This is a genomic window from Paenibacillus sp. J31TS4 (assembly GCF_018403265.1).
Lineage (GTDB): Bacteria > Bacillota > Bacilli > Paenibacillales > NBRC-103111 > J31TS4.
On the sequence record NZ_BOSI01000001.1, the window covers coordinates 548,212 to 570,323 of the forward strand.

17 protein-coding genes are annotated in these 22,112 nt (G+C 61.0%); 4 read left to right on the forward strand and 13 right to left on the reverse strand.

Translation table 11 applies throughout. The features are described 5' to 3' along the window. Positions 1-135 precede the first annotated feature (135 nt). Genes KJS47_RS02445 through KJS47_RS02460 form a run of 4 tightly spaced genes read left to right on the forward strand, consistent with a single transcriptional unit; the run spans position 136 to position 4,920 of the window. The gene (locus KJS47_RS02445; RefSeq protein ID WP_213522470.1) at positions 136-1,230 is read left to right on the forward strand and encodes a GerAB/ArcD/ProY family transporter; all 1,095 of its coding nucleotides are present in this window, start codon (positions 136-138) and stop codon (positions 1,228-1,230) included. Further along, positions 1,227-2,726: a spore germination protein gene (locus KJS47_RS02450; protein ID WP_213522472.1), complete on the forward strand. Its 1,500-nt coding sequence runs from the start codon at positions 1,227-1,229 to the stop codon at positions 2,724-2,726. The genes KJS47_RS02445 and KJS47_RS02450 overlap by 4 nt, the downstream gene beginning before the upstream one ends. Then, positions 2,711-3,877 carry a Ger(x)C family spore germination protein gene (locus KJS47_RS02455; RefSeq protein ID WP_213522474.1) on the forward strand — a complete coding sequence of 389 codons (1,167 nt, stop codon included), beginning with the start codon at positions 2,711-2,713 and terminating at the stop codon, positions 3,875-3,877. Before KJS47_RS02450 ends, KJS47_RS02455 begins: the two co-directional genes overlap by 16 nt. A 50-nt stretch (positions 3,878-3,927) precedes the next feature. Continuing rightward, on the forward strand, positions 3,928-4,920 hold the full coding sequence (locus KJS47_RS02460) for an acrylyl-CoA reductase family protein (RefSeq protein ID WP_213522476.1): 993 nt from the start codon (positions 3,928-3,930) through the stop codon (positions 4,918-4,920). 219 nt (positions 4,921-5,139) lie between these two features. On the opposite strand, the gene KJS47_RS02465 is transcribed toward KJS47_RS02460, so the two are convergent. From KJS47_RS02465 to KJS47_RS02525, 13 genes are all read right to left on the reverse strand, one after another. Further along, positions 5,140-7,752 carry a PAS domain S-box protein gene (locus tag KJS47_RS02465; protein ID WP_213522478.1) on the reverse strand — a complete coding sequence of 871 codons (2,613 nt, stop codon included), beginning with the start codon at positions 7,750-7,752 and terminating at the stop codon, positions 5,140-5,142. A 94-nt stretch (positions 7,753-7,846) separates the two neighbouring features. Further along, entirely contained in the window at positions 7,847-8,809 is a 963-nt protein-coding gene (locus KJS47_RS02470; protein ID WP_213522480.1) for an aldo/keto reductase family protein, read from the reverse strand. Between the two features lie 199 nt (positions 8,810-9,008). Next, positions 9,009-9,836: an IclR family transcriptional regulator gene (locus tag KJS47_RS02475; RefSeq protein WP_249716058.1), complete on the reverse strand. Its 828-nt coding sequence runs from the start codon at positions 9,834-9,836 to the stop codon at positions 9,009-9,011. Between the two features lie 47 nt (positions 9,837-9,883). Further along, a complete protein-coding gene (locus KJS47_RS02480; protein WP_213522482.1) occupies positions 9,884-10,642 on the reverse strand; it encodes an SDR family NAD(P)-dependent oxidoreductase in 759 nt (252 codons plus the stop codon). Next, positions 10,639-11,964, reverse strand: coding sequence for an aspartate aminotransferase family protein (locus KJS47_RS02485; RefSeq protein WP_213522484.1), 1,326 nt, complete (start codon positions 11,962-11,964; stop codon positions 10,639-10,641). The genes KJS47_RS02480 and KJS47_RS02485 overlap by 4 nt, the downstream gene beginning before the upstream one ends. Then, positions 11,961-13,475 (reverse strand): M81 family metallopeptidase, encoded by a 1,515-nt coding sequence (locus tag KJS47_RS02490; protein WP_213522486.1) that lies wholly within the window; start codon positions 13,473-13,475, stop codon positions 11,961-11,963. Before KJS47_RS02490 ends, KJS47_RS02485 begins: the two co-directional genes overlap by 4 nt. Beyond that, positions 13,453-14,796, reverse strand: coding sequence for a M20 family metallopeptidase (locus KJS47_RS02495; protein WP_213522488.1), 1,344 nt, complete (start codon positions 14,794-14,796; stop codon positions 13,453-13,455). The genes KJS47_RS02490 and KJS47_RS02495 overlap by 23 nt, the downstream gene beginning before the upstream one ends. A gap of 12 nt (positions 14,797-14,808) precedes the next feature. Continuing rightward, positions 14,809-15,201: a RidA family protein gene (locus KJS47_RS02500; RefSeq protein ID WP_213522490.1), complete on the reverse strand. Its 393-nt coding sequence runs from the start codon at positions 15,199-15,201 to the stop codon at positions 14,809-14,811. Positions 15,202-15,285: 84 nt separating this feature from the next. Continuing rightward, on the reverse strand, positions 15,286-16,392 hold the full coding sequence (locus tag KJS47_RS02505) for an alanine racemase (protein ID WP_213522492.1): 1,107 nt from the start codon (positions 16,390-16,392) through the stop codon (positions 15,286-15,288). Between the two features lie 55 nt (positions 16,393-16,447). Then, positions 16,448-17,296, reverse strand: a complete 849-nt coding sequence (locus KJS47_RS02510) for an MBL fold metallo-hydrolase (protein ID WP_213522494.1) — start codon at positions 17,294-17,296, stop codon at positions 16,448-16,450. Between the two features lie 379 nt (positions 17,297-17,675). Continuing rightward, entirely contained in the window at positions 17,676-18,731 is a 1,056-nt protein-coding gene (locus tag KJS47_RS02515) for a glycoside hydrolase family 88 protein (protein ID WP_249716260.1), read from the reverse strand. A gap of 144 nt (positions 18,732-18,875) precedes the next feature. Continuing rightward, on the reverse strand, positions 18,876-21,272 hold the full coding sequence (locus KJS47_RS02520; protein WP_213522498.1) for a DUF4962 domain-containing protein: 2,397 nt from the start codon (positions 21,270-21,272) through the stop codon (positions 18,876-18,878). A 70-nt stretch (positions 21,273-21,342) separates the two neighbouring features. Then, positions 21,343-22,110, reverse strand: coding sequence for an SDR family NAD(P)-dependent oxidoreductase (locus KJS47_RS02525; protein ID WP_213522500.1), 768 nt, complete (start codon positions 22,108-22,110; stop codon positions 21,343-21,345). Positions 22,111-22,112 lie beyond the last annotated feature (2 nt).

Here is a 22,112-nt window from a genome sequence, read left to right on the forward strand (position 1 = left end):
CTCTTCAACCTCCCAGGTGTATCTTATTCTCTCATTTGACGGAACCCTCCGTCTAGTGGAAACCTACGGCTCTCGAATAAGTTGCGGTGTCCCATTCCATACTACAATCACCATGTTGCCTGGGGCTGAGAACTCATGAACCAAACCGCCAACCAAATCACCTTTTTCCAGCTGTCTCTTATCCTTTTCCTATGCGTGGGTTTGACCAACCACGTGCTCATTCTGCCTCTGCTGATGTCTGTAGCGGGCCGTGACGCCTGGCTGGCTGTCTTGGCCACCTCGTTGCTAGTCATTCCGTGGGCGATTTGTCTGAGCGCATTTCTCAAGAGGTCCAACCAGGAAAAGGTGTCGGACTGGCTGGCGGCCCGCTTCGGACGAGTATCCGCCTGGCTGTATATTACCGTAGCGGAGATCAGTCTTTTCTTCCTCGGCGCCATGACGCTGCGCGATACAACCAACTGGACGACCGCTACCTTTCTTCCGCAGACGCCGGCGTTTGTCGTCGCTTTGGCGCTTGTTCTCGTCGGGCTGTTCGCCGCCCGGTACGACATTAGAACGATTGCCATCACTTCCGGCGTCCTGCTTCCTTTCGTCATCGTGTTCGGGTACTTTGTCATGGGCGCCAATTACCCGCACAAGGATTTTTCCCTCTTGTTCCCCGTGCTCGAGAAAGGGCCTGGTCCTCTCTTTCATGGCGTATTGTACGTCTTCGCCGGGGTGTCGGAGCTCATCCTCCTTGTGTATAGCCAGCAATATCTATCCACGAAACCCAAAACCTGGCAGGTCGCCCTGCTAGCCGTTCTGCTCATGGGCCTGACCTTCGGCCCGGCCGTCGGTGCCATTGCTGAATTTGGTCCCGCTGAGGCTGCGAAGCAAAGGTACCCCGCTTACGAGCAGTGGCGGCTCGTCAAGATAGGCCGCTACATCGAGCACGTCGATTTTCTGTCCATTTACCAATGGCTTGCCGGAGCAACGACAAGAATGTCGGTCGTCCTGTTTCTGATGACTGACCTGCTTCCGGTGAAGACCAAGCGCCGGAGGATGGGAACCCTGCTCTTGATCTCGTTTTTCCTGCTCCTTGTTTCGCTGCTACCGATTTTCGACATGCGGTTCCTTATGGCGCTTCGGCAGTATTACTTCCCTGTCTTTCTCATCGTCGCTCTCTTGCTGACCGCCATCCTGCTGTCCTTGTCCTTCGTATCCCGCAAACCGAGGAGGGCTTCTTCATGAACGACACCATCCAAACGCCCCTGGGGGGCCGGCCTGCAAGCGCGCGGCTGAAGGCTCTCTTCGGCTCAAGCAGCGACGTGAAATTCGAAATGTACCAGATCGGTCCAGCCGATCCCGGCGTGCAGGTACTGTTCGTCTATTGCCAGGAGCTAACGGACGGACGGACGGCGATCTATCATATGGTGCTTCCGGGCCTAGAGCAGCTGTACGCCAAAACCGGGTTTGCGGACGAGAAGAGAATCTTGACCGATAGCCCCCTGGAGCTGCACAAGCTCCCGCAAGCCTTCTCCGATCAGGAGGCCGGCGACGTCCTCTTTCAAGGGTCACTGCTCCTCGTTTTTCCCGGAATCGAGACGGTCTTCTGGGTCGATATCGCCTCAATTCCCGGACGACAGCCTGAGGAATCCAATATCGAAGTGTCGGTGCGCGGCCCGAAGGACGGCTTCGTCGAGAGTATCTACACGAACGTGGCGCTGGTCCGGAAGCGTCTGCGAACACCCGCGCTCTCCCTCGAGGAATTCGTCCTGGGACGGCGAACGAGAACCAAGGTCGCCCTTATGTATATGGATGGACTGACCAAGCCTCATTTTGTCGAGGAAGCGCGCAGGCGGCTGCAGCGGATTGACATGGACGGCATTTTTTCATCCACGCAGCTCGAGGAATTGATCCAGGACCAACCGAAGACATTTTTTCCGCTTTGCGATTTGACCGGGCGGCCGGATTTTGCCGTCCAGGCGATCCTTGCCGGGCGATTGCTTGTCTTTGTTGACGGGAATCCCTCTGTCATTATAGCGCCGGCCTCCCTGACGCAGCTACTAAAATCGCCGGAGGACAGCCATTTCACCTATCTGTCGGTCAGCTTCGGCAGCGTTCTCCGGTTTCTGAGCATGTTCATCTCGCTGCTTCTACCCGGCTTTTACATCGCAATCACCACCTATCACCCCGATCAGCTGCCTTTTACGCTGCTAGCGACCCTCACGGTAACGAGATTGGGAACTCCCTTTTCGGCACCTCTCGAAATGCTTCTCACCTTGATGCTGCTTGAAATATTCCGGGAGGCCGGTGTTCGTCTTCCTTCGGCCATCGGCCAAACGCTGACGGTTGTCGGGGGTCTCATCATCGGCGACGCGGCGATTAGAGCAGGACTGATCTCGCCGTCCATGGTCGTCGTCGCAGCCCTGACAGCCGTCGCCGGTTCCACGCTTGTCAGCCAGGCGTTGGCAGCTACGCTCACCGTCGTTCGATTCGGCATCCTTCTGGTCTCCTCGTTTCTGGGCATGTACGGCTTTCTCCTGGCGGCCATTCTGCTAGCTGTCTATATGGCCTCCCTGACCTCCTTAGGCATGCCATTCCTGAGCCCCCTCTCGCCGCCATCGCGGGAAACCGTAATCTCCCTGCTTCGCCTCCCCTGGGTGATGAACAAATACCGGCCTGCCAGCCTCGATCCGCAAGACATGACGAAGCAGGGGGGAGACTCTCAGTGGCAAAAGGAGTAAAATGGGGAAGACCGTTCGTTTTTCTGCTCCTCCCGTTTCTGCTGGGCGGCTGCTGGAGCTCGGTCGAGCCGCAGGATATCACCTACGTGACGGCTATCGGCATCGACCACAAGGACCAGAAATTCACGCTTCACGTGCAGGTGCTCGGCTTTTCCAACATCGCGAAGCAGGAGAGCGGCGCTCTGCCCCAGTCCTCTCTCATCTACGTGGCCAAGGCGGTCGGCAGCACGCTCTCCGACTGCTTCAACCGGATATACGAGACGGCGCAACAGCGGATTGTCTGGGGCCATACGTCCGCCGTCGTGCTGACGGAAGGTATTATGCGGGAGGACAAGCTGGAAGAAGTGATGGACTACATTAACCGGTATCCGGAGTTCCGTTACAACATGTGGCTCTACGGAACGAGGGGCTCGCTTGAGCAGCTTTTTATGACTTCCCCTTTGTTTCACTTGTCGCCGCTTCATTCGCTCCTGCACGAACCGACCAACGCGTTCCAGCAGCGTTCCCTCCTGCCGAGTCTCTACTTGTTCCGGTTCATTGAGCAGTACCGCGACCCGGGAACAACGACTCTGCTCCCTATTTTGGGAACCTCCAGCAAGACCTGGACCGCAAAAGAGGCGAACAAAGAAGGTCTGCATGAAATGCAGCGCGTGGATGGAGCTTTCATTTTCCGCGCCGGCAAACTGGTAGGTTCGCTGTCCACAGAGAAGCTGGAAGGGATTCAGTGGGTGAAACGCAAAACGAACCGATACGTGATAGGCTCTCACGTCGACGGCGGCACGATGGAGGTCGCCCTTCGCAATCCGAGAAAGAGCATCACGGCAGTCGTGGAGGGGGACCAGGTCTACTTCGATCTCCATCTCCAGCTGAGAGGAGAGCTCAATGAGATGAGCCAGGATATCCCCTACGAATCGCTGCGGGCGCGCGTCATTACTCGGATCGAGCAGGATCTGAGGCAGCTGTACAGCCGCGGACTCGCCATGCAGGCCGATCTGCTAGGTTTTGAGGAGGCGTTGTACCGGCAGCATGTCCGGGATTGGAAGCGGCTGGGAGGTGGCGATCGCTTCCTGCTGAGGCAGGATTCCTTGCGGAACATCCGCATCGACCTGCAGTTCATCTCCACAGGCAAGTACCAGTATCGAAGCCGCTAGCCCAGAGTCCCACCGGCCTGGGCGGTGGCAAGCTCTGAGGAGGTAGAAGCATGACACTTGAACCGTTTCGCGCCCTGGTCGCGGATCAGTACGGAGACGACGTCTCCGTATCGGTCCGCTTCGTCAAGGAAGAGGAACTGCCCCAGGGCGACCTGCTGGTCAAAGTAGCTTATTCCAGCCTTAATTACAAAGATGCGCTGGCATGCCGCGCAGACGGCAAGATCGTCAGCCAGTATCCCCACATTCCCGGTATCGATCTCGCCGGCACCGTCGTCCAATCCCGGTCCCTTCGGTTCCGGGAAGGCGATCCGGTCGTCGTGACCGGTTATGGCCTGGGGGTGTCGCAGCACGGAGGCTTCAGCGAATACGCGCGCATCCCGGCCGAGTGGGCGGTTCCGCTGCCGGAGCCGCTGACTCTGCGGGAGTCGATGGCATTCGGGACGGCGGGATTTACGGCCGCTCTCTCGCTGGAGCGGCTCGAACAGAACGGCCTGAAGCCGGAAGACGGCCCCGTACTCGTTACGGGCGCAACCGGCGGCGTAGGCAGCCTGTCGGTCCTTATGCTCGCCCGCGCCGGCTACGAGGTCGTCGCCAGCACGGGCAAAGCCGCCGAACGGGACTATTTGCGGACGCTCGGCGCTTCGGCCGTCCTGGACCGAAGCGAGCTGGAGCAGCCGACCGGTCCCTTGGGCCGCCAGCAATGGGCAGCCGCTGTCGATCCCGTCGGCGGCACGTCGATTCCGGCCATTCTGGCCGGCATTCGCTATGGCGGAGGAGTCGCGCTTAGCGGCATGACGGGAGGCGGCGGCTTCTCCGCGACCGTCTATCCGTTCATCCTGCGCGGGATCAGCCTGCTCGGCATCGATTCCGTCTTCTGCCCCTACGAGCTTCGTCTCCGGCTATGGCAGCAGCTGGCCGAGCGGTTCGCCGGAGAGTCCGTCCTGGAGACGGTGGCGGAGGATATCTCCCTGGACGAGCTGCCGGACAAGCTTGCCGCCATCACCGCCGGCCGCATGCGCGGCCGTGCGCGAATCCGTCTGTAGTTCAGCAGCGCTAAGCGCCGATGCTGGCCGTCAAGACGGTTCGCGACACCTATGCCCGCAGTTTCCTGCCATATCGGCATAATGGCGCCGGACAAGCCAAAGAGCTCCTCTCTCGACCCGAGGAGCTCTTTGGCTATGCAATTCGCGGGAACGCGTGTAGGAGAGTATGCTCTCAGGAAGGGTGCGATCTCTTGATGGTTACCGCATTCCGCATCCCTACTAGAGAGGCGTTGACTCCGCTTCTCCCACTGCAGGCAGAAGGATGTCGACGGTCGTGCCGACATTCAGCTTGCTCCGGATTTGGATCGTCCCCCCGTGCATCTCGATGATCTTGTAGCAGACCATGAGACCGAGACCGGTACCCTTTTCCTTGGTCGTGAAGAAAGGCTCGCCGATCTGAGGCATGCGGTCCTCGGGGATGCCGCCTCCCTGATCCTGGAAGCGGACGAGGATCTTGTCCCCCTCCGTTCGCCTGGCGAGAATGTAGACCGTTCCCCCCTTCGGCATCGCCTCGATGGCATTTTTCAGCACGTTGATGAAAACCTGCTTCAGCTGGTTCTCGTCGCCGTAGAGAGACAGCCTCTCCTCGTCCATCCTGGTCTTGATCTGAACGTTATTCATGATCGCCTGCGTATCCAGAATCGGAATGACATCCTTCAGAATTTTGGCCGCGTTCCGCTGCTGGAAGTGAACGACCTGGGGCTTGGCAATGACCATGAACTCGCTGACGATATAATTGATCCGTTCCAGCTCGGACAGCATGATGTCGAGATACTGGCGGTCGCTCGAATGCCGGGCTTTGAGGAGCTGTACGAAGCCTTTGAGCGAGGTGAGCGGGTTGCGGATCTCGTGCGCCACCCCGGCCGCCATCTGTCCGACGACAGAGAGCTTGTCCGATTTGCGAAGCAGCTCCTCCGTCCGCCGGCGCTCGGTCACATCCATGACCGTTCCGATCGTCGCGGTTTGTTCCTGGAATTCCGTCTTCGTTCCGTGAACCTCAATATCGACGACTCTTCCGTCCTTGTGGAGCGCACGTAGTGTGAGGTGAACGCTCCCCTGCTTCATCTTGTCCCGATATTCCTGCAGCATCTGCCGGTCATCCGGGTGGATGACTGTGAAGCACTCTCGGCCCTCCAGCTCCTCCGGCGTGTACCCGATCATCTGCGCTAGCAGCGGATTGACGTAGGTGAGCCGCCAATTCTGAATCAGATAGACGCCGACCAACGCCCCTTCCACCAAGCTCCGGTATTTGGCCTCCGCCTCGCGGAGCGCCTGTTCCGTCCGGGTGCGCAGCGTAATATCGCGAGCGGCCAGCACATAGCTGCCGATTTCCTCGTCTTCCTGCAGAATCGGCGTCCAGTTGGCTTCCATCACAAGCCGCCCTTTGGGGCAATCCACCTTGACCTCCGCCCGTTCCGGCCCTCGGGTCGCCGCCATTCTCGCGAACAGCTTCTCCAGGCGTTTGCGTTCGTCAGAGGGCACGAGCTCACGGAGCGGCCTGCCGAGCAGTTCTCCCTCCGGGATGCCGAGCATGGTCATATGGGAGGGGGAGACGTACCGGAACCGGCCGCTCCGGTCCAGAATCGCCACCAGGTCGGTCATATTGTCAGCTATGAGACGGTACTTCGCTTCGCTTTCGCGCAGTGCGGCTTCCATTCTCCTCTGCTCGGTAATATCCCGGGCTACGCCCGCCAGTCCGATGATCTCGTCGCGAGCGTTCTTGATCGGCGAGATGGTCATGCTGATATCGAGGAGCATCCCGTTCTTGTGCGCGCTCTGAAAGTCGTAGGTTTCGGCCCGGCCGGATGCAAACAGACGCTTCAAAAGCTGCTGGAACGAGCCGAACCGCTCTTCCGTCAGGCCGGGAAAAAACTGTCCGACAACCTCTTCCTCGCCCCGCCCGAACATAGTGATGTAGGCGGCGTTGCACTGCTGGACGATGCCTCCCCGGTCGAGAACGACGAAGGCGTCCGACGTGTGGCTGACGAACGATTCAAGGAGTTCCCGCGTATAGCGAAGCTCCCTCTCCGCAAGCTTCCGGCTCGTGATGTCCTTGCCTACAAAGTAAAACCCCGCCGCCTCCCCGTCGATGAAGATAGGGACGAACTTGCCTCCCATCTCGATCCGGCCCCCGGCATGGTTCCGGCAGGAGAATTCGCAATTTTGGGGCTGGCCCCCCAGCGTCCGCCCCATGGCGGACTGGACGAAGTCGCGGCTGTCGTCTACCACCCAATCGAGAAACCGGTGGTGCGTCCGCTCTTCCTCGGTCATCCCGAAGATAAGACCCGCCGCCGGATTAGCGCTTAGGATACCGCCGCTGAGATCCATCGTCACGATGACCGCAGGGTTGTGCAGAATGAGCGACTCGTACACCTGTTCCTTGTTGTCCGCGGACAACTTACTCTCATCCATCGGATTTACGGCTCTGCAGAGGACAAGCACGACCTCCGCCGCCGCATGAGGAGCCGGCATGGTCCGCGAACGGACTGGAACCGCTTCTCCTCTTACATTCGTCAACCATCCCTCCTCCCATCCCTGCTCGTCAGCAGGCAATTCGGACGAAAGAGAGAAGCCGGCCGCTTCTCCGCCTTCTCTCTCCTCGTCGCTCCTGTCGTTCCCTCGCTGTCCCGACAGTCCCGTCAGAAAGCCGGTTATGTTCCGCTCCATCCATTCGCCGGGCTCGGCAAATCCGAGCAGCCGCATGCCCGATGGATTTATGTATAAAAAGACACGACCGTTATGTAGGAAGACCGCTTCGGTCACATACTCCGCAAGCAATCCGCCGCTGTGGCCGCATTGCGGTCCAACGGTTTCGTTCGCCAGAACTCCCATGGAACGCCCTCTCCCTGTCTGGAGTAAATTTATGGAACTAATTCGACGGACGAACAGGAACTCCTTTTTTTCTTACCTAGCGGGCAAAACCTGTTCAAGCCGTGCCCCCAAGGATGCGGCCGATCGTCTCGAGAACATCCTTTGTCAGCGCGAGACCGGAAGCCGACGCATTCTCCTCCAGCTGCTCGGGGCGGCTGGCTCCGATGATAGCGCTTGCCACGTTCGGCTGACGAAGCGTCCAGGCGAGTGCTAGCTGCGTCATGGTCATTCCGTGCTCCTCTGCCAGCCGGGACATAGCCGAGATCTTCTCTAAATTCTCATCCGTCAAGTACCGTTTGATCGTCTGTCCGCCGCGCTCGGTCGCCGCGCGGGATCCGGCAGGCGCTTCCGAGACGGATTGGTATTTGCCCGTAAGCACGCCCTGGGCAAGCGGCGAGTAAACGACTTGGCCGATACCGTAGCGCTCGCATACGGGGATCAACTCGTCCTCGATGTCCCGACGCAGCAGGTTGTAAGGCGGCTGGCTCGCCACCATCCGGTCCAGCAGCTTGCGGTCGGCCAGATGCACTGCCTCGGTGATTTGGGCGGCCGTCCAGTTGCTTACCCCAACATACAGCACCTTGCCCTGCCGGACGAGATCGTCCATCGCGCGCAGCGTCTCCTCAACCGGGGTGTTCGGATCGTAGCTGTGGCAGTAATACAGGTCGATATAGTCCATCTTCAAACGGCTGAGGCTGGCCTCGCATTGCTCGAAAATATGCTTGCGGGACAAGCCCCGGTCGTTCGGTCCGTCTCCCATTTGGCCCCACACTTTGGTTGCGAGCACGTAGGACGACCGCGGACGGCTCGCGAGAGCCTCCCCGACGAGCTTCTCCGCCTCTCCCCGCGTGTAGATGTTAGCGGTATCAAAAAAGTTAATGCCGGCATCGAACGCCCGGTCAATAATGGTGTAAGCTTCCTTTCGGTCTACATAGCCGCCCTGCCCGAACGTCAGCCAGCTGCCGAGACTGATCTCGCTGACCTGCAGTCCGCTGTTTCCCAAACGTCGATACTTCATCGTCCGTTCCTCCTCGCTTGCCAAAGCAAAATGGTTTGCCTGATTCAACCAGATTATACCCTATCTATTTTCCGTATGGGGAAAATGTTGAGATATTTTCCGGGCACCGCGAGTTGCCTCTCTCAGCCAGCCTCTTCTCTGCTCCCAAGGAATGCAAAAGCCTTCCCCCACCGGGGTGGAGAGGAAGGCTGCCGGTTGCTCAATGGGATTGGTACGTCAGCTTCAGGCTGATCTCGCGGGACGCTTGCTCAACCCAATCCACCGCACGCCGCCAGAGCGATTCGTCCAGCCGGGGTTCGGGGATGGAGATGCTCATCGCCGCGACCACCTCGCCGCCCGCCTTCCGGATCGGCGCGGCCACGCACCGGATTCCCTGCACGGCCTCGCCTTCGCTGTAGGCGAGCCCTTCCGCCCGTACGCGCTGCAGCTGCTCCAGCAGAAGGCTGAGCGTCGGAATGGTTCTACTCGTCAGCATGCCCAGCTCTTCGGAGGGGTAGAGCCGGCGGATCTCCTCGTCGGACAAGCCCGCCAGCAGTGCCTTGCCCATCGCCGTCGAGTGCAGCGGCAGCTGCATGCCGAGATGGGAGACGAACCGGACAGGCTGTGTACACTGCTTCTCAGCGATATACAGCAGCTTGTTACCGTTTCGGATCGACAGGAACACCGTTTCGTTCAGATCCTCGACGATTCGTTCCGCCACCCGGTTGAATTCCTCGGACAAGCTCGTTTTGCGAGCGTATTTGGAGCCGATCTCGAACAGCTTGTAGCCGAGCCGGAACGAACGCCCCTGCCGGTCGGATTCGAGATACCCGCGGGCATGGAGATTTTGCAGCAGCTTATAGGTGCTGCTGGAGGGAAGCCCCAGTTTGCGGGCAATGTCCATCAGGCTGAGTGCGTCCTCCTCCTCCGCGAACAGCTCGAAAATATCGAGCACCCGGTCGGCCGACTTGACGGTCGGCACGGGCTTCTCCTGCTGCTCCTTCGCCGGATTGATTCCTTCTTGGCTGTCATCTTTCATACGCTTCATTCCTGTTCTTCATGGTCTCTCCTCCACGTTCGCGTGCTCGAACCGGCTCATGACAGCTTGATAAGCTGGCCGCCGTCCACGACGAGACAGTGTCCGGTCATGTAACGGGAGTCCGCGGAAGCGAGGAAGACGGCCGCATCCGCCATTTCGTCCGGCCGGCCGACCCGGCCCATCGGGATAGTCTTCAAATAGTCGGCGATGGCGGCCGGGTTGTCGATCAGCGGCCTCGTCAGCCGGGTCTCGATGAAGCCGGGGCAGAGCGAATTGACCCGGATGCCGAGAGGGGCGAGTTCCAGCGCCATCGACATCATCAGGCTGTTCAGGCCGCCCTTGCTCGTATTGTAATGCGCCTGCCTGGCTTCCGCCGCCAGTCCGTTCACGCTCGAGACCTGGATGATGGAGCCTCCCTTGCCCGCCGCGGCCATCAGGCGGGCCGCCCGCTGACTTACGAGGAAAGCCCCTTTCAGGTTCACCGCCAGATGGCGGTCCCATTGCTCCTCCGTCAGCTCCAGGAAGGGCGCCACCTCGCAAATGCCGGCACTGTTCACCACGATGTCCGGCTCGCCGTACTCATCGACGAGTCGCTGCATCATCGCGTCGACCTGGCTGCTGTCCCGGACATCCGCCGCCAGCGCCGCCGCCTCTCCTCCCTCGGCGCGGATGCCGGCAGCCGTCTCTTCGAGAGCAGCTGGCTCGTTGCCGCATACCGCTACGCGCGCGCCTTCCCGAGCGAACGCGAAGGCGATCGCCTGCCCGATGCCGTGGGAGCCGCCTGTTACGAGCGCCGTCTTGTTCTGCAGCCTCATGCCGGTGTCCCTGTCCACATCCGCGCGAGCGCACGATCCACCGCCTGCAGTGTCTCGTTCACTTCCTGGTCCCCGTGCTCGGTCGAAAGGTACCACAGGCCGTTCGGCCGGACGAGGACGCCTTCGTCCAGCATCAGAGCCGCGAACCGCGAGTAAGCGGACCCGTCCCGTTCGCTGAATTCCGCGAAGGTAGCGACGGCATCCCGGTCGATAAACATCATATGGAAGACCGGGCCGATCTGGTTGACCACTCCGCGTAGTCCGTGGCTCTGCAGCAGCGAGCGGATGCCTTCGGCCAGCCGGACCGCATTCGCTTCCATACGGCCGTACACCGAGGCATTGTCCCTCGACAGAATGTCGATGGTCGCCAAGGCGGCCGTCGTCGCGATGCAGTTGCCGTTCAGCGTGCCGAGATGGCTGACCCGCTCGTCGGCGATCAGATCCATGATCTCGGCCCGGCCGGCTACCGCGCTGACGCCGATCCCGCAGCCCATCGCCTTGCCGATCGTGACCAGATCGGGCTGGATGCCGAACCGGCCGTGGGCGCCGCCGAGGCTGAGCCGAAACCCGGTGATCACTTCGTCGAAGATAAGCACGATCCCCAGCTCGCTAGTGAGCTCCCGCAGCTTTTCCAGATAACCGGGCAGCGGCTGCAGACAGCCGGAATTGCACATGACCGGCTCGGTAATTACGGCTGCGATCTCGGATGCCCGTTCGCGGAGCGTCCGCTCGGCGGCCTCGGGATCGTTCCACGGAAGGAGCAGGATGTCCTCCAGGCTATTCTCGCTCTGGCCCCCCGTTCCCGGAGGCACCTTTCCGGCGTCAGCCGCGACTTCCTTCTGCCGCATATCGGAGCTGGGGAACGAGGTGTAGATGGAATCGGACCAGCCGTGGTAGTGGCCGTGGAAGCGAACGATCTTTGTCCTGCCCGTATAGGCGCGGGCCAGACGAAGCGCCAGCATGACGGCCTCAGTGCCCGAACCGCTCAGGGCGACCTTCTCGGCGGCCGGAAGCACCTCGGTCAGCCGCTCTGCGAGTGCAATCTCGCCGTCATGCTGAAGCCCGTACGTGTAGCCGCGGCGCATGGCCTCCTGGAGCCGGTCCGTCAGCTCGGGATGGGCGTGCCCGAGAATGAGCGGGCCGTAGGCGAGCAAATAATCGATATACGTATGACCATCCACATCCCGCAAGCGGGCGCCGGATGCTTCCGCCGCAAACAGCGGGGTCGGCTGCATGGACGCTCTCAGGGAGCTGGCGACGCCTCCTGCGAGTACCTTCTTGGACTCCTCCAGCCGGGTCTTGGATTGCTCGTATGCATTCATTCGTTCATCCTCCTGTCAGCCTCCGCGTCAAGCGGGTAGATGGGGCGTTGCAGCTGCTTGTAGGTGAAGCCCGTCAAGTTGGCCGCGCAGCAGCCCGGCGTGTCGACGTCGATCGCCAGCTGCGCCTCGTCGCCGAATGCCGTGCGCCAGGCAAGCGCCGACTTGACCAGTATGAGGTCGAATTGAGACGGATCCAATCCGACGGAGCGGACATGACCCGGGTCCCAAGGAGGCACCCGCTCAGACGTCAGGACGACCGTCAACCGGCCGGCTTCGATCACGGCGGTCAGGCCCATATCGGCCAGTTTGCCGGTCATATAGGCGCCGATATGCCTATAACGGCCGTCGAAGAGCAGACGGACCTTGCCGGCCACGTGCACCGGCTGCCCATGCCAGCCCGTCGGGTCGCTCTTGCCTCCGATCTCGCCGTGGAAGTCGCCTCCGACGCCGGCCTCGGCCGCTTTCTTCGCGGCCGTCGGATCGCAGATGACGGCCAATGCACGCTTCGGCAGCTCCGTCATCCTGGCCAGCATGTAGGTCGCATCCGCGGGCGCGCCGCCTCCGACATTGTCGGAGCCCTCGACGAGGATGACCGGACCGCTGCGGTGCTGCAGCGCGAGCTGGATCGCTTCCTCCGGCGTCTCGAGCGGAACGCGGAAATCCTCCCTATGCTCCCAGGCGTATGCCGAGAGCTCCTCCGCGCATGCTCTCGCCAGCTCCATGTCGCCGTCCGCAGTGACGACGAAGGACACTCCCGCGTCCGGCACGTCGCTGTACGGGAAGCCGCCGGCCACTGTTACATTGAGAATGCCGGGCCGGGTCTCCATTTCGAAGGCGAGGTCCATGAGAAGCTTCATCGGACCGCTCTCGGTCAGCATACTTTGGGGGGCGACGAGCATTCCTGGCGCGGCATACGCCAGAACCGGACGGATGGTGCCCGCGAGCAGCCGGTCGAGCAGCCGGACGGCCTCCACCGCCCTCTCGTAAATATCGACGTGTGGATACGTATCGTAGCCGACAATCAGATCGGACAGCGCTACCATGCCTTGGCTGATATTCGCGTGGAGATCGAGCGTGACGGCGATGGGAAGACGCTCGCCGAGCTTGCTTCTCACTCGGGCCAGCAGCGCCTCCTCCATGTCGGGAATTCCTTCCGCCACCATTGCTCCGTGAAGAATGAGTACGAGGCCGTCTATTTCCTCGGGGATCGACGCGGCGACCTCCTCCAGCATCCGCTCCGCCGCTTCTCCCGTCACCATCCCGCTCGGCGTCGCCTGCAAGTAGAGAGCCGGTACCAGCTCGAGGCCGAGCTCGGCGGCCGCATCGATGACGCCTCCCATCGACGTTTTGGAGCCTTCATACCGCGACACGAACGCCTCCTTGCCTGCGACGCGTTCCCCCGCAAAATCCGCAAGCTCCGTTCTCCCCGGCGCGAACGAATTCGTCTCGTGCAAAATGCCCGCGACCGCGACACGCCGGGACCGCCCGTTAGTCGCCGCTCGAATCGTCATGGGACGCCTCCTCTCCCGCAAGCCCGCACCAATCCAGCATCAGCTCCGCGTACCAGCCGATCAGCCGCATGTAGCTCGGCAGATCGAGGTACTCGTCGGCCGCATGCGCGTTGGCTCCGCTCGGCCCGAGAATGAGCGCCGGCGTCCCGCTGTGCAGATTGAACAGGAACCCGTCGCATGCAAACGGCGTGCCTCTCATCGGCTCGGTCTGCTCCTGTCCCGCCCGCTCTCCCGCCCTCTTCACGGATGCCAAAAACTGCTCGGTTGCCTCTCCGGGCGGCATCTCGCTCGCGGACAAGTAGCGGATAAGCGGCACGATGACGGGCCGGCACGCCGCGAGCGGCGGGTAGCGATGAGCCTCCGCATCGAAGAACCGCCACAGCTCCTCGAGAATTCCTTCTCCCGTCATGCCCGGATAGCCTTCGATCCAGAACTTGAGCTCGCCCGTCGCCGGCACCTTCTCCTGCAGCTCGCGCGTCGTGTCGCCGGAGACGATGCTGAGGAGACTGACACCGAGCGATCGCCCGTGCGCCCACCAGCGGGGGGGAGAGACGAGCGCATTCAGATGCCGCTCGAACGCTTTGAGCAGATGGGCGAACTGGATCGTCGCCTCCAGGGCACTGACGAGCTCCTCGCCGGCGAAGGCGATCCCGCTCCGGCCCTCGAAGCTCGCCTTCCAGATGCCGCCGCCGAGATGCGCCGGACAGACCGCCAGATTCGTCGGCTCCGGCACGACGGCCATATCGGCCGGCGCCAGGCCGGATAAGCGGGCGGCCAACGTCCCGTTCGCTCCTCCGTGCTCCTCGTCGACGACGCTCTCGATGTAGACGTCGCCGGCAAGCCGGACGTCCAGCTCGCGCAGGCAGCGAACCGCCATACAAGCTGCGGCGAGGCCCCCTTTCATATCGTAGGCTCCTCTGCCGAACAGCTTGCCGTCCCGAACCGTCCCCTCGAAAGGACCGTCCGTCCATGGCTCCGTTCCTTCGTAGACCGTATCCATATGGCCGGAGAACAGCAAAGAGCGTCCCTTGCCCTCTCCGCGAAACGCTGCGGAGATGTTGGGCCGGCCTTCATAGTTCCGTCCCGCCATATAGGCGGGATGATCGGTCAGGCCAGGCACCTCGGCCAGATCGTACATGCGGACCTCCGCGCCTTCCCCCTTCAGCCATTCGGCAAAAAACAGCTGGCAGGCCGCCTCGTTCCCGTTCGGAGGATGGTTGACGCTCGGAATCCGCACCAGCTCGCGGACGAGGTCTATCGCCTCGTGCTCCCTAAGCTGGAGCCAATCCCGGATTCGCGAAGACAGCTCGACTCTGTTCATCGCGTCCCCCGCTTACGCCTTCTCCCGCTTGGCGGGAGCATAGGCGATAACGTCGATCTCGATCAAATACTCGCCGAGGCCGCTCTGAACGGTCGTTCGGGTCGGATAAGGCGCCTGGAACACCTCCTGGTACGCCTCGTTAAACCCAGCCGAATTCGCAAGATCGGTTAAGTGGGCGTTGACCTTGACGACATGGTCCAGCGTGAGGTCCGCCTCTTCCAGAATCAGCTCGATGTTTCGCAGGCTGCGGATAGTTTGCTCTTGGATTGTCTCTCCGGCAAGCTCCCGGGTGGCGGGATCAACCCCCACTTGGCCGGATACGTAAACGAAGTCTCCCGCACGCAGCGCGTGCGAGAACGGGAGTGGAAACTGCGGAGCTTTCGGTGCATGGATCTCTTTGGACATGGGGTTCTCATCCTTTCAGTCAATCAGATTGGGGTCTCTTGGGTCTGACTGGGATGTCGTCCTGGATGTTGGAGAAATGGAGAATTAGCGGACCCGGCCGCGGGCGTCCACCGACAAGATACGCTCGACCTTGCCATTTCGGATGCCGACGAGCGTGTCGTGCAGGTTGGTTGTGGCACAGCAGTGATTCGGCAGGAAGCGCAGCCGCTCGCCCACTTCTGGGAACGAGCCGGGCGGCGTCTTCAGAATGCCATGCTCCTCACTCAGCCTCTCGATGTAAACCTCGGGGCTGCTTACGCAGAAGCCATGTCCCGGCCGGTGCGCGTTCAGGTCACTGCTGAACGTCTTGGAGCCGCCGTCGATAATGGCTGTTCCTTCGCGCGGATGGCTGACGACGGTCGCCAGCACGGACATGGCGCATTCGGATTCATCAATGATACCGGTCGATAGCTGGGTGCCGTCACCGAAGACGTATGCGCCGGGGCGCATCTCCGTTACGCCGGTCAGCTCTTCTATGTACTTCGAGGTCGGGGTCGAGCCGACGCTCACCTCCGGCACGTCGATGCCCTCGGCGGCGAGCAGACGCTTCGTCTCGTGCAGGCTCTCCGCCTCATGAATCGCCACCTGCCGGATATCCTCATCCTTCGTCTTGCCGTACGAATGCCCGGCGTGCGTCATGACGCCTGTCACCTCGACGCCCGGCAGCGCCGTGATGCGTTTGACGAGCTCTACCGTCTCGGTGCCAGGCTCCCTGCCGCAGCGGTTCAAGCCGGAATTCACATCCACATAGACGCGGACTCGGTAGCCCTGCGCTTCCCCGAGATCAGACAGGCCCTGCGCCACGGCAAGATCGTCGGTTGCCACGGTCATCGTCACGCCTTTGCGGATGAGCGCATCCAGACGCTCCAGCTTTTGCTTGCCGACAATCGGGAAGGCGACGAGAATATCGCGGATGCCCCCCTCGGCCATGACCTCGGCTTCTCCCAGCTTCGCGACTGTAATGCCCGCTGCCCCGTGGCGGATCTGCTCGCCTGCGATCCAGACGCTCTTGTGTGTCTTGGTGTGCGGGCGCAGCTTGACACCCGCTCTCGCCGCTCGTTCCGCCGTCCGGCGCAGATTGCTCTCCAGAATATCCAGATCCACGAGGATGACGGGGGTATCCAATTGCTCGATCGTAAGCGCTTTCTCCATCGTCTTCACTCCCTAGTTTGCTTTCGGATGTAGTTCGTCCAGAGCCGCAATCCGGCTAACGGCTTTTGCGGTAAACGAACAGCTCTCCCGGCAGCAGGATGTGGTGTTTGAGCCGCGTTTCCTGCCGATACAGGTAATCGAGCAGAAACGCCGGGTTTTCTTCATTATGCGGAAACATGCCGATGTGCATCGGGACGAGCAGGTCCGCCTCGATGGCGATCGCCAGATCGACGGCTTCGCGGTAGTTCATATTGCCGGCGATGCCCTGCCGGTTGCGCGCGTAGTCCCGTCCGTTGATCGGCAGGAATGCGACGTCCACCGTTTCGGGCTTCAGCCACTCCTCCTGCTCGGGGAATCCGATTGTATCCCCTCCATGAAACCAGACGATGCCGTCCGCACGGAGCAGATAGCTTAGATAGAGGTGGTTACCTTCTGTATCCGTTTCCAATTGTTCGTGCATAGCGGCATAAGGCACGATCTCAACACAATCGAGACGAATCGGCTCTTGGTGTGTCGCCGGAATCAGCCGGTCGCCCGGAATGCCCCACGATTCCATTAATCCCACATGTGCTTTAGGGGTAATGAACTTGGCTCCGGTGTGCTCGGCCATCGCCGTCAGCGTTAGACGGTCCATATGGTCCTCATGATGGTGGGTGAGCAGCACGTAATCGGTTCCCTGAAGCTTGGCGGGATCGACAACGGGCGGATAGCTTCTCGTCCAGGGATCGCCGATCAGCTCGTAGACCCAATTGCTTAGATAGGGATCCACCATGATGAGCGGACTGTTCGGCGTCCGGTAGGCATAGCCTTCCTGCCCGAGGCTCCAGAAGAACAAGGAATCCTCGCTCACCTTCGTTCCGGTAATTTCGGACCAAAGTGCGTCTCCTTCTTTATAGCTCTTCACGCCACGACCTTCCTTTCCAAGTTTAGGTCCATTTCGAAGCCATCGTAGCATAGCCCATTTTCCATATCAAGAAAAACCTTTTCCGTATAAAAAACGACAGATTAAAGACAAAAAGCTGTTTCCTTGCGCTTGGTTTGCTGCTTACAGCTCCTTTGTCCGCTTCTCCGACAGCATCACAAACAGCCCGCAAAAAGCGCGGGCTGGTGGCGGTTGTCGACTTATTCTTCCCATTAATGATTTATGTCCCTAAATTTCGACTTGGTTCTTCCGCATTCATCCATTCTAGCACGAGCCCGCACTGTTGCTTCCTGTCAAAACGGCATGGTTGCTGGAAAAATCCAGTGTTTCTTAAAGTTATCGTCACTAATCATTAACTTCATTAAAAGACATCAGGGTACCATCCCTTTGCTTTGGCAAGTGCCTCTACATAAAAATAGTCGCCATAAATCAAAGAGACATTGACGTTGACTCCCTCAGGACAATGGCCGGTCCCTTCCCTCAGAATTCCCTGCTCGTCTTCCCTGCCGGAAGCGAGATTCGCGAAGCCGTCGGTCAGCGACAGCAAAATCCGGCTGGCGGCTTCGCGATAGAGGCGGTTCTGCGGATAGGGTACGAGCTTCGCCAGCTCCAGCAATCCCGAAGCTGCGCAGGCGGCAGCCGACGTGTCCTTCGGCTCGCCCGCCGGTTCCGGCAGCCGAAAATCCCACAGAGGTACGGAATCGTCGGGCAGACAGGCCAGGAAATGATGGGCGATCCGCTGGGAAGCCGCAAGGAACCGCTCGTCTCCGGTGTACCGATACGTATTGGCGAATCCGTACAGCGCCCACGCCTGTCCCCGGCTCCACGCCGACCCAGGACCGAACCCCTGCCCGCCGATCTCCTCCAGGCATTCCCCGCTTGCCGGATCGAACCGCACGATGTGGCAGACGGAGCCATCCGGCCGCACGAAGTGCTGCAGAACCGTCTCGGCATGAGCCGTGGCGATCTGGGCGAAGCGCGGATCGGCGAGCTCGGCGGACGCCCAGTAGAGGAGGGAGAGATTCATGCAAGAATCGATAATGGCCCAGCCGGCCTTTTCTTGATTCCACGCTCGCAGGAAGCGGCCCGCCAGATTGAAACGGCCGGCCAAAAAGTTGGCCGCCGCAAGCCCTCTCCTCCGCCCCTCGCTGTCGCCCAGCAGCTTGTAGTGGAGTACCGCAGTGGGAAGGAATTGGAACCCAACGTCGTGATGAAGATTGGAAGGCTGCACAAAGCATTGCTCCAGCCGTCCGTCCCAAGGAGCGGCGGCCTCCCGGTAGCTTTCTTTGCCGGTCAACCCATACATGAGCCACAGCATGCCGGGCCAAAAGCCGGAGGTCCACCAATCGTGTCTGCAATCGTCATACAGCCCGTTCTCCGTCCGGTGCGGAGAGCGGCTTCCTATTTGCTGAAGCATGCCCGACACTTTGCCGTCCAGCGCCTCCAGAAGCGCGGGCAGCCGGTGGACCAATTCTTCGCCTGCGTCCCTTCCGTGCCCGCTCCCGGTATCGGTCCCTGCTGAAACCTGTTGTCCCGCCGTCATTCCCTTCACTCCTTCCCTTTAATAGGCCTTCGGGATTTCGAACCGATGCGTCTCCCCGTCCGCCGTCAAGTAAAGATGGATGCCGTGGTCCTGGTCGTCCAGGAAGTGGGAGACGTACCGGTCCTCTTCTTTCTTCATCGGAACCAAGAGAGCCGCGATCCGGTGGCTTCGTGCACTGCGTGTCTCAGCCGTCAGATGCCAGTGAGCAGGCAGTCCCTCCACTTCGGAGGGGTCTACGTCCGGGAACCCCTCCTCCTGTCTAAGCGTCAGCTCCCCGGAGGAGCAGTAGACGAAACGAACGTCCATATCGGCTTGTTGTCCGACGACTCGGACCCGCTGCTCCCCAAGACGCATCCGATACAGCGTATGGAGAAGCCACTGGACACTCCCTGCCTGTGTCAGATCCACTTGGTCGACGATGAGGATGCTGCTGTCGGCCACCATATAGATCTCCCGAACATAGCGGTCCAGATACGGAACTTCTTCCCGGTAGGCCGCCGTCGCGTCCATTTTAGCGAAACGGACCGCTCCGTGTATTCCTGCCTCGACGACCTTGCCCGAAGCCGCGATATTCCGAACCTTGTCGGTTTCCGCGTACTGCCCCTTGCCGTCGATCAGGATGGCGTTCTTGGACCGCGTCTGCCTCCTCCACCGGCGATGCATGGTGCTGCCAAATGCGATATAATACCCGCTCTCGATCGCGAGCGGCTCGCCGTACGCATGAAGCAAGAAGGCGTTCTGGTCCCCATGGCTGTGGCTGAGCGACCCGTAAGGACTGCTTTTGGCCAGTAGGAAAATGTGCTCGGCGGGATCGTCCATCCGGTGATGCATGGCCACCCATCCGACATCCCGGAACCACTTGACGGGCTCGATCTCTTCCGGTGACACCGCCTGTACGGATGGATAATCGTGCCGGTACATCATATCGTCGAACCGGAAATCCCACCATCCGTAATTGTAGAATTTGCTGTCGGCGTCCCGATCGGATTCGGCCGTCCGCTCGTAGTACCACTGATACAGGCCGCTGCCCGTCACGCCTGCGAATTGCCGGATATTAAAGCCGGTCTTGAGCGAGACGCCCTCTCCCAGGTTGGATTGGTCGCCGAAGCTCGCCCGGAGCGTGTCGGGTGGATAGCAGTAGAGCGGGAAGTCTCCGGTTCTGCGGAAGAACGGCCGCTTATACAAATCCAGTCCGCTCCAGCTCTTGAGAAGATTCATCGCCTCCGTGACGAACGCCATGCCCGTCGTCCAATACATCGGCCCTTCCGCCCAGCCGCCATCCCCGCCTCCCCACGGCGAGTAAAGCGTCCAGAACGAATCGACCGTGTAATCGAGCCACCGGCGGGCCTCCGGTACCTCCTCGAGCAGCGCGATGCAGCAGGGGGTAAGCACGGAGGAGAGGGACCGCACCGCGTGGCTGTCGTATGGAACCTGGTGGATTCTGGAGCGTTCGATGACATGATGCGCCACCTGCCGGGTTCTCCGCAGCAGCGAAGCCCTGACCCGGTCCCGTTCCTCCTGGGACAACTCGGCGTGGAGCCAGTCATAGCCCCAGGCGAGCGCGGCCGCTATGCGGAATGCCGCTTCATCGTTATAATCCCGGGATGTCGTTCCGTCCGGATCCCAGTCCGCCGCGTGGAGGAGCCAGCGCTTGGCCTGCCCCAGCAGTTCTTCGTCCTGGAGGACGACGGCGGCTATGCTCAAGTGCCGAATGGCATAGAGCGTCTCTTGGCAATCCATGTACATCTGTCTCCAAAGCTTGGCGACCCGGCGGTGCTCCGGATAGGGCGATGGCTCCGGGATGAGCGCGCGGCGTGTCCACGGAAGGACGGATCCTTCGTAGAACGCTCTCCATCCGCTTCCCTCCGGGTCGGTCCGGACGCGCTCGCGGAATGCGTCCAGTTTCTCCCCCTGCAGCCATAGGCGGGGGTGGGAAAGCGATGCGCCCGCATACCGGCTCTCCGGTCCGGGCAGCGGCGTCTCGGGTAGGCCGCCCGGAACGACGAAGGTCCGGACGGTGCTCCACTCGGTCCGTCCGCCCGTCTCTCTCCCCTCCTCATCGGTCTCAAGAAGCGCGTAACGCCAATAATAACGGCCGGGGCTGAGCGGGCGCTCCGGCGTATACATCGGGTACGCAAGCGGACCCGCCTCCAAGGTGTGCCCGGAGTCGAAGGTGCTGGTCTCCGACAGCTGCAGCATGTAACGGTCGAACTCCAGCTTCGCCGCCATCCAGGTGAACCGCGGCGGATTCTCCAGCAGGACGGTTTGCTCGTCCGGCTGATAGCGGACGGTTAGGGGGCCGCTGCGCGGCTCGAATAGCTTCCGCTGCGGCTCCCACTCCTTGCGGGGGCCGGCCACCTCTTTCAATAGCAAGTCCTCGTGTTCCCCCGCGAGCGGAATGCTCGGTTTCTTCATGGCGCTTTCCTCCCTTTCGTCTGAAGGCGTGCTTGGTTAGGCTCAACTAGGCCCATCAAGCCTTCCTCTCCTACCGCATGAACATGCCGCCGTTCACTTCAATCGTCTCTCCGGTCAAATAGCCGGCCTGCGGGGACAAGAGATAGAGCACCGCCCCCGCGACATCCTCGGGCGTTCCCTCGCGTCCGAGCGGAATTCCTTTGACGGTAGCCTGGCGTGCTTCATCCGTCGTGAAGGTGGCATGAAACGCCGTCTGGCCAATGAAGCCGGGGGAGACGGCATTCACGGTCACGCCGTCTGCAGCGAGCTCCTTGGCGAGCCCTTTGGTGAATCCGATCACCGCCGCTTTGCTGGCGGCATACAAGGCTGCTCCCGGTCCTCCACCGTTGTGTGCGGCGACGGAGGTCATGTTAACGATGCGTCCTCTGCCCGCCTCGCGCATGCCGGGGATGACTGCCTGCGAGACGAAGACGGCACTCTTCAGGTTCACGTCCAGAATGCGGGTATAGAGGTCCTCCGACAGCTCCGCGACCGGGCTCCGCCGGATCAGATGGCCGGCATTGTTCACAAGCAGGTCGACAGGCGCCCCGAACCGCCGGCGAATCGCCGTCAGCATCGCTTCGATTTGCTCCATGTCCGTCACATCCGCCTGGAACAGCTCGGCTTCGCCGCCCGCCTCGCGGATGGAGCGAACCACCTCCTGTCCCTGCTCCACGCTCGACAGGCAGTTCACGGCTACGCGCGCCCCGCTTTCGGCCAGCATCAGGGCAATCCCTCGCCCAATGCCGCCGCTCGAGCCTGTCACCAGAGCAAGACTTCCCGTCAGATCGATCTTCATCG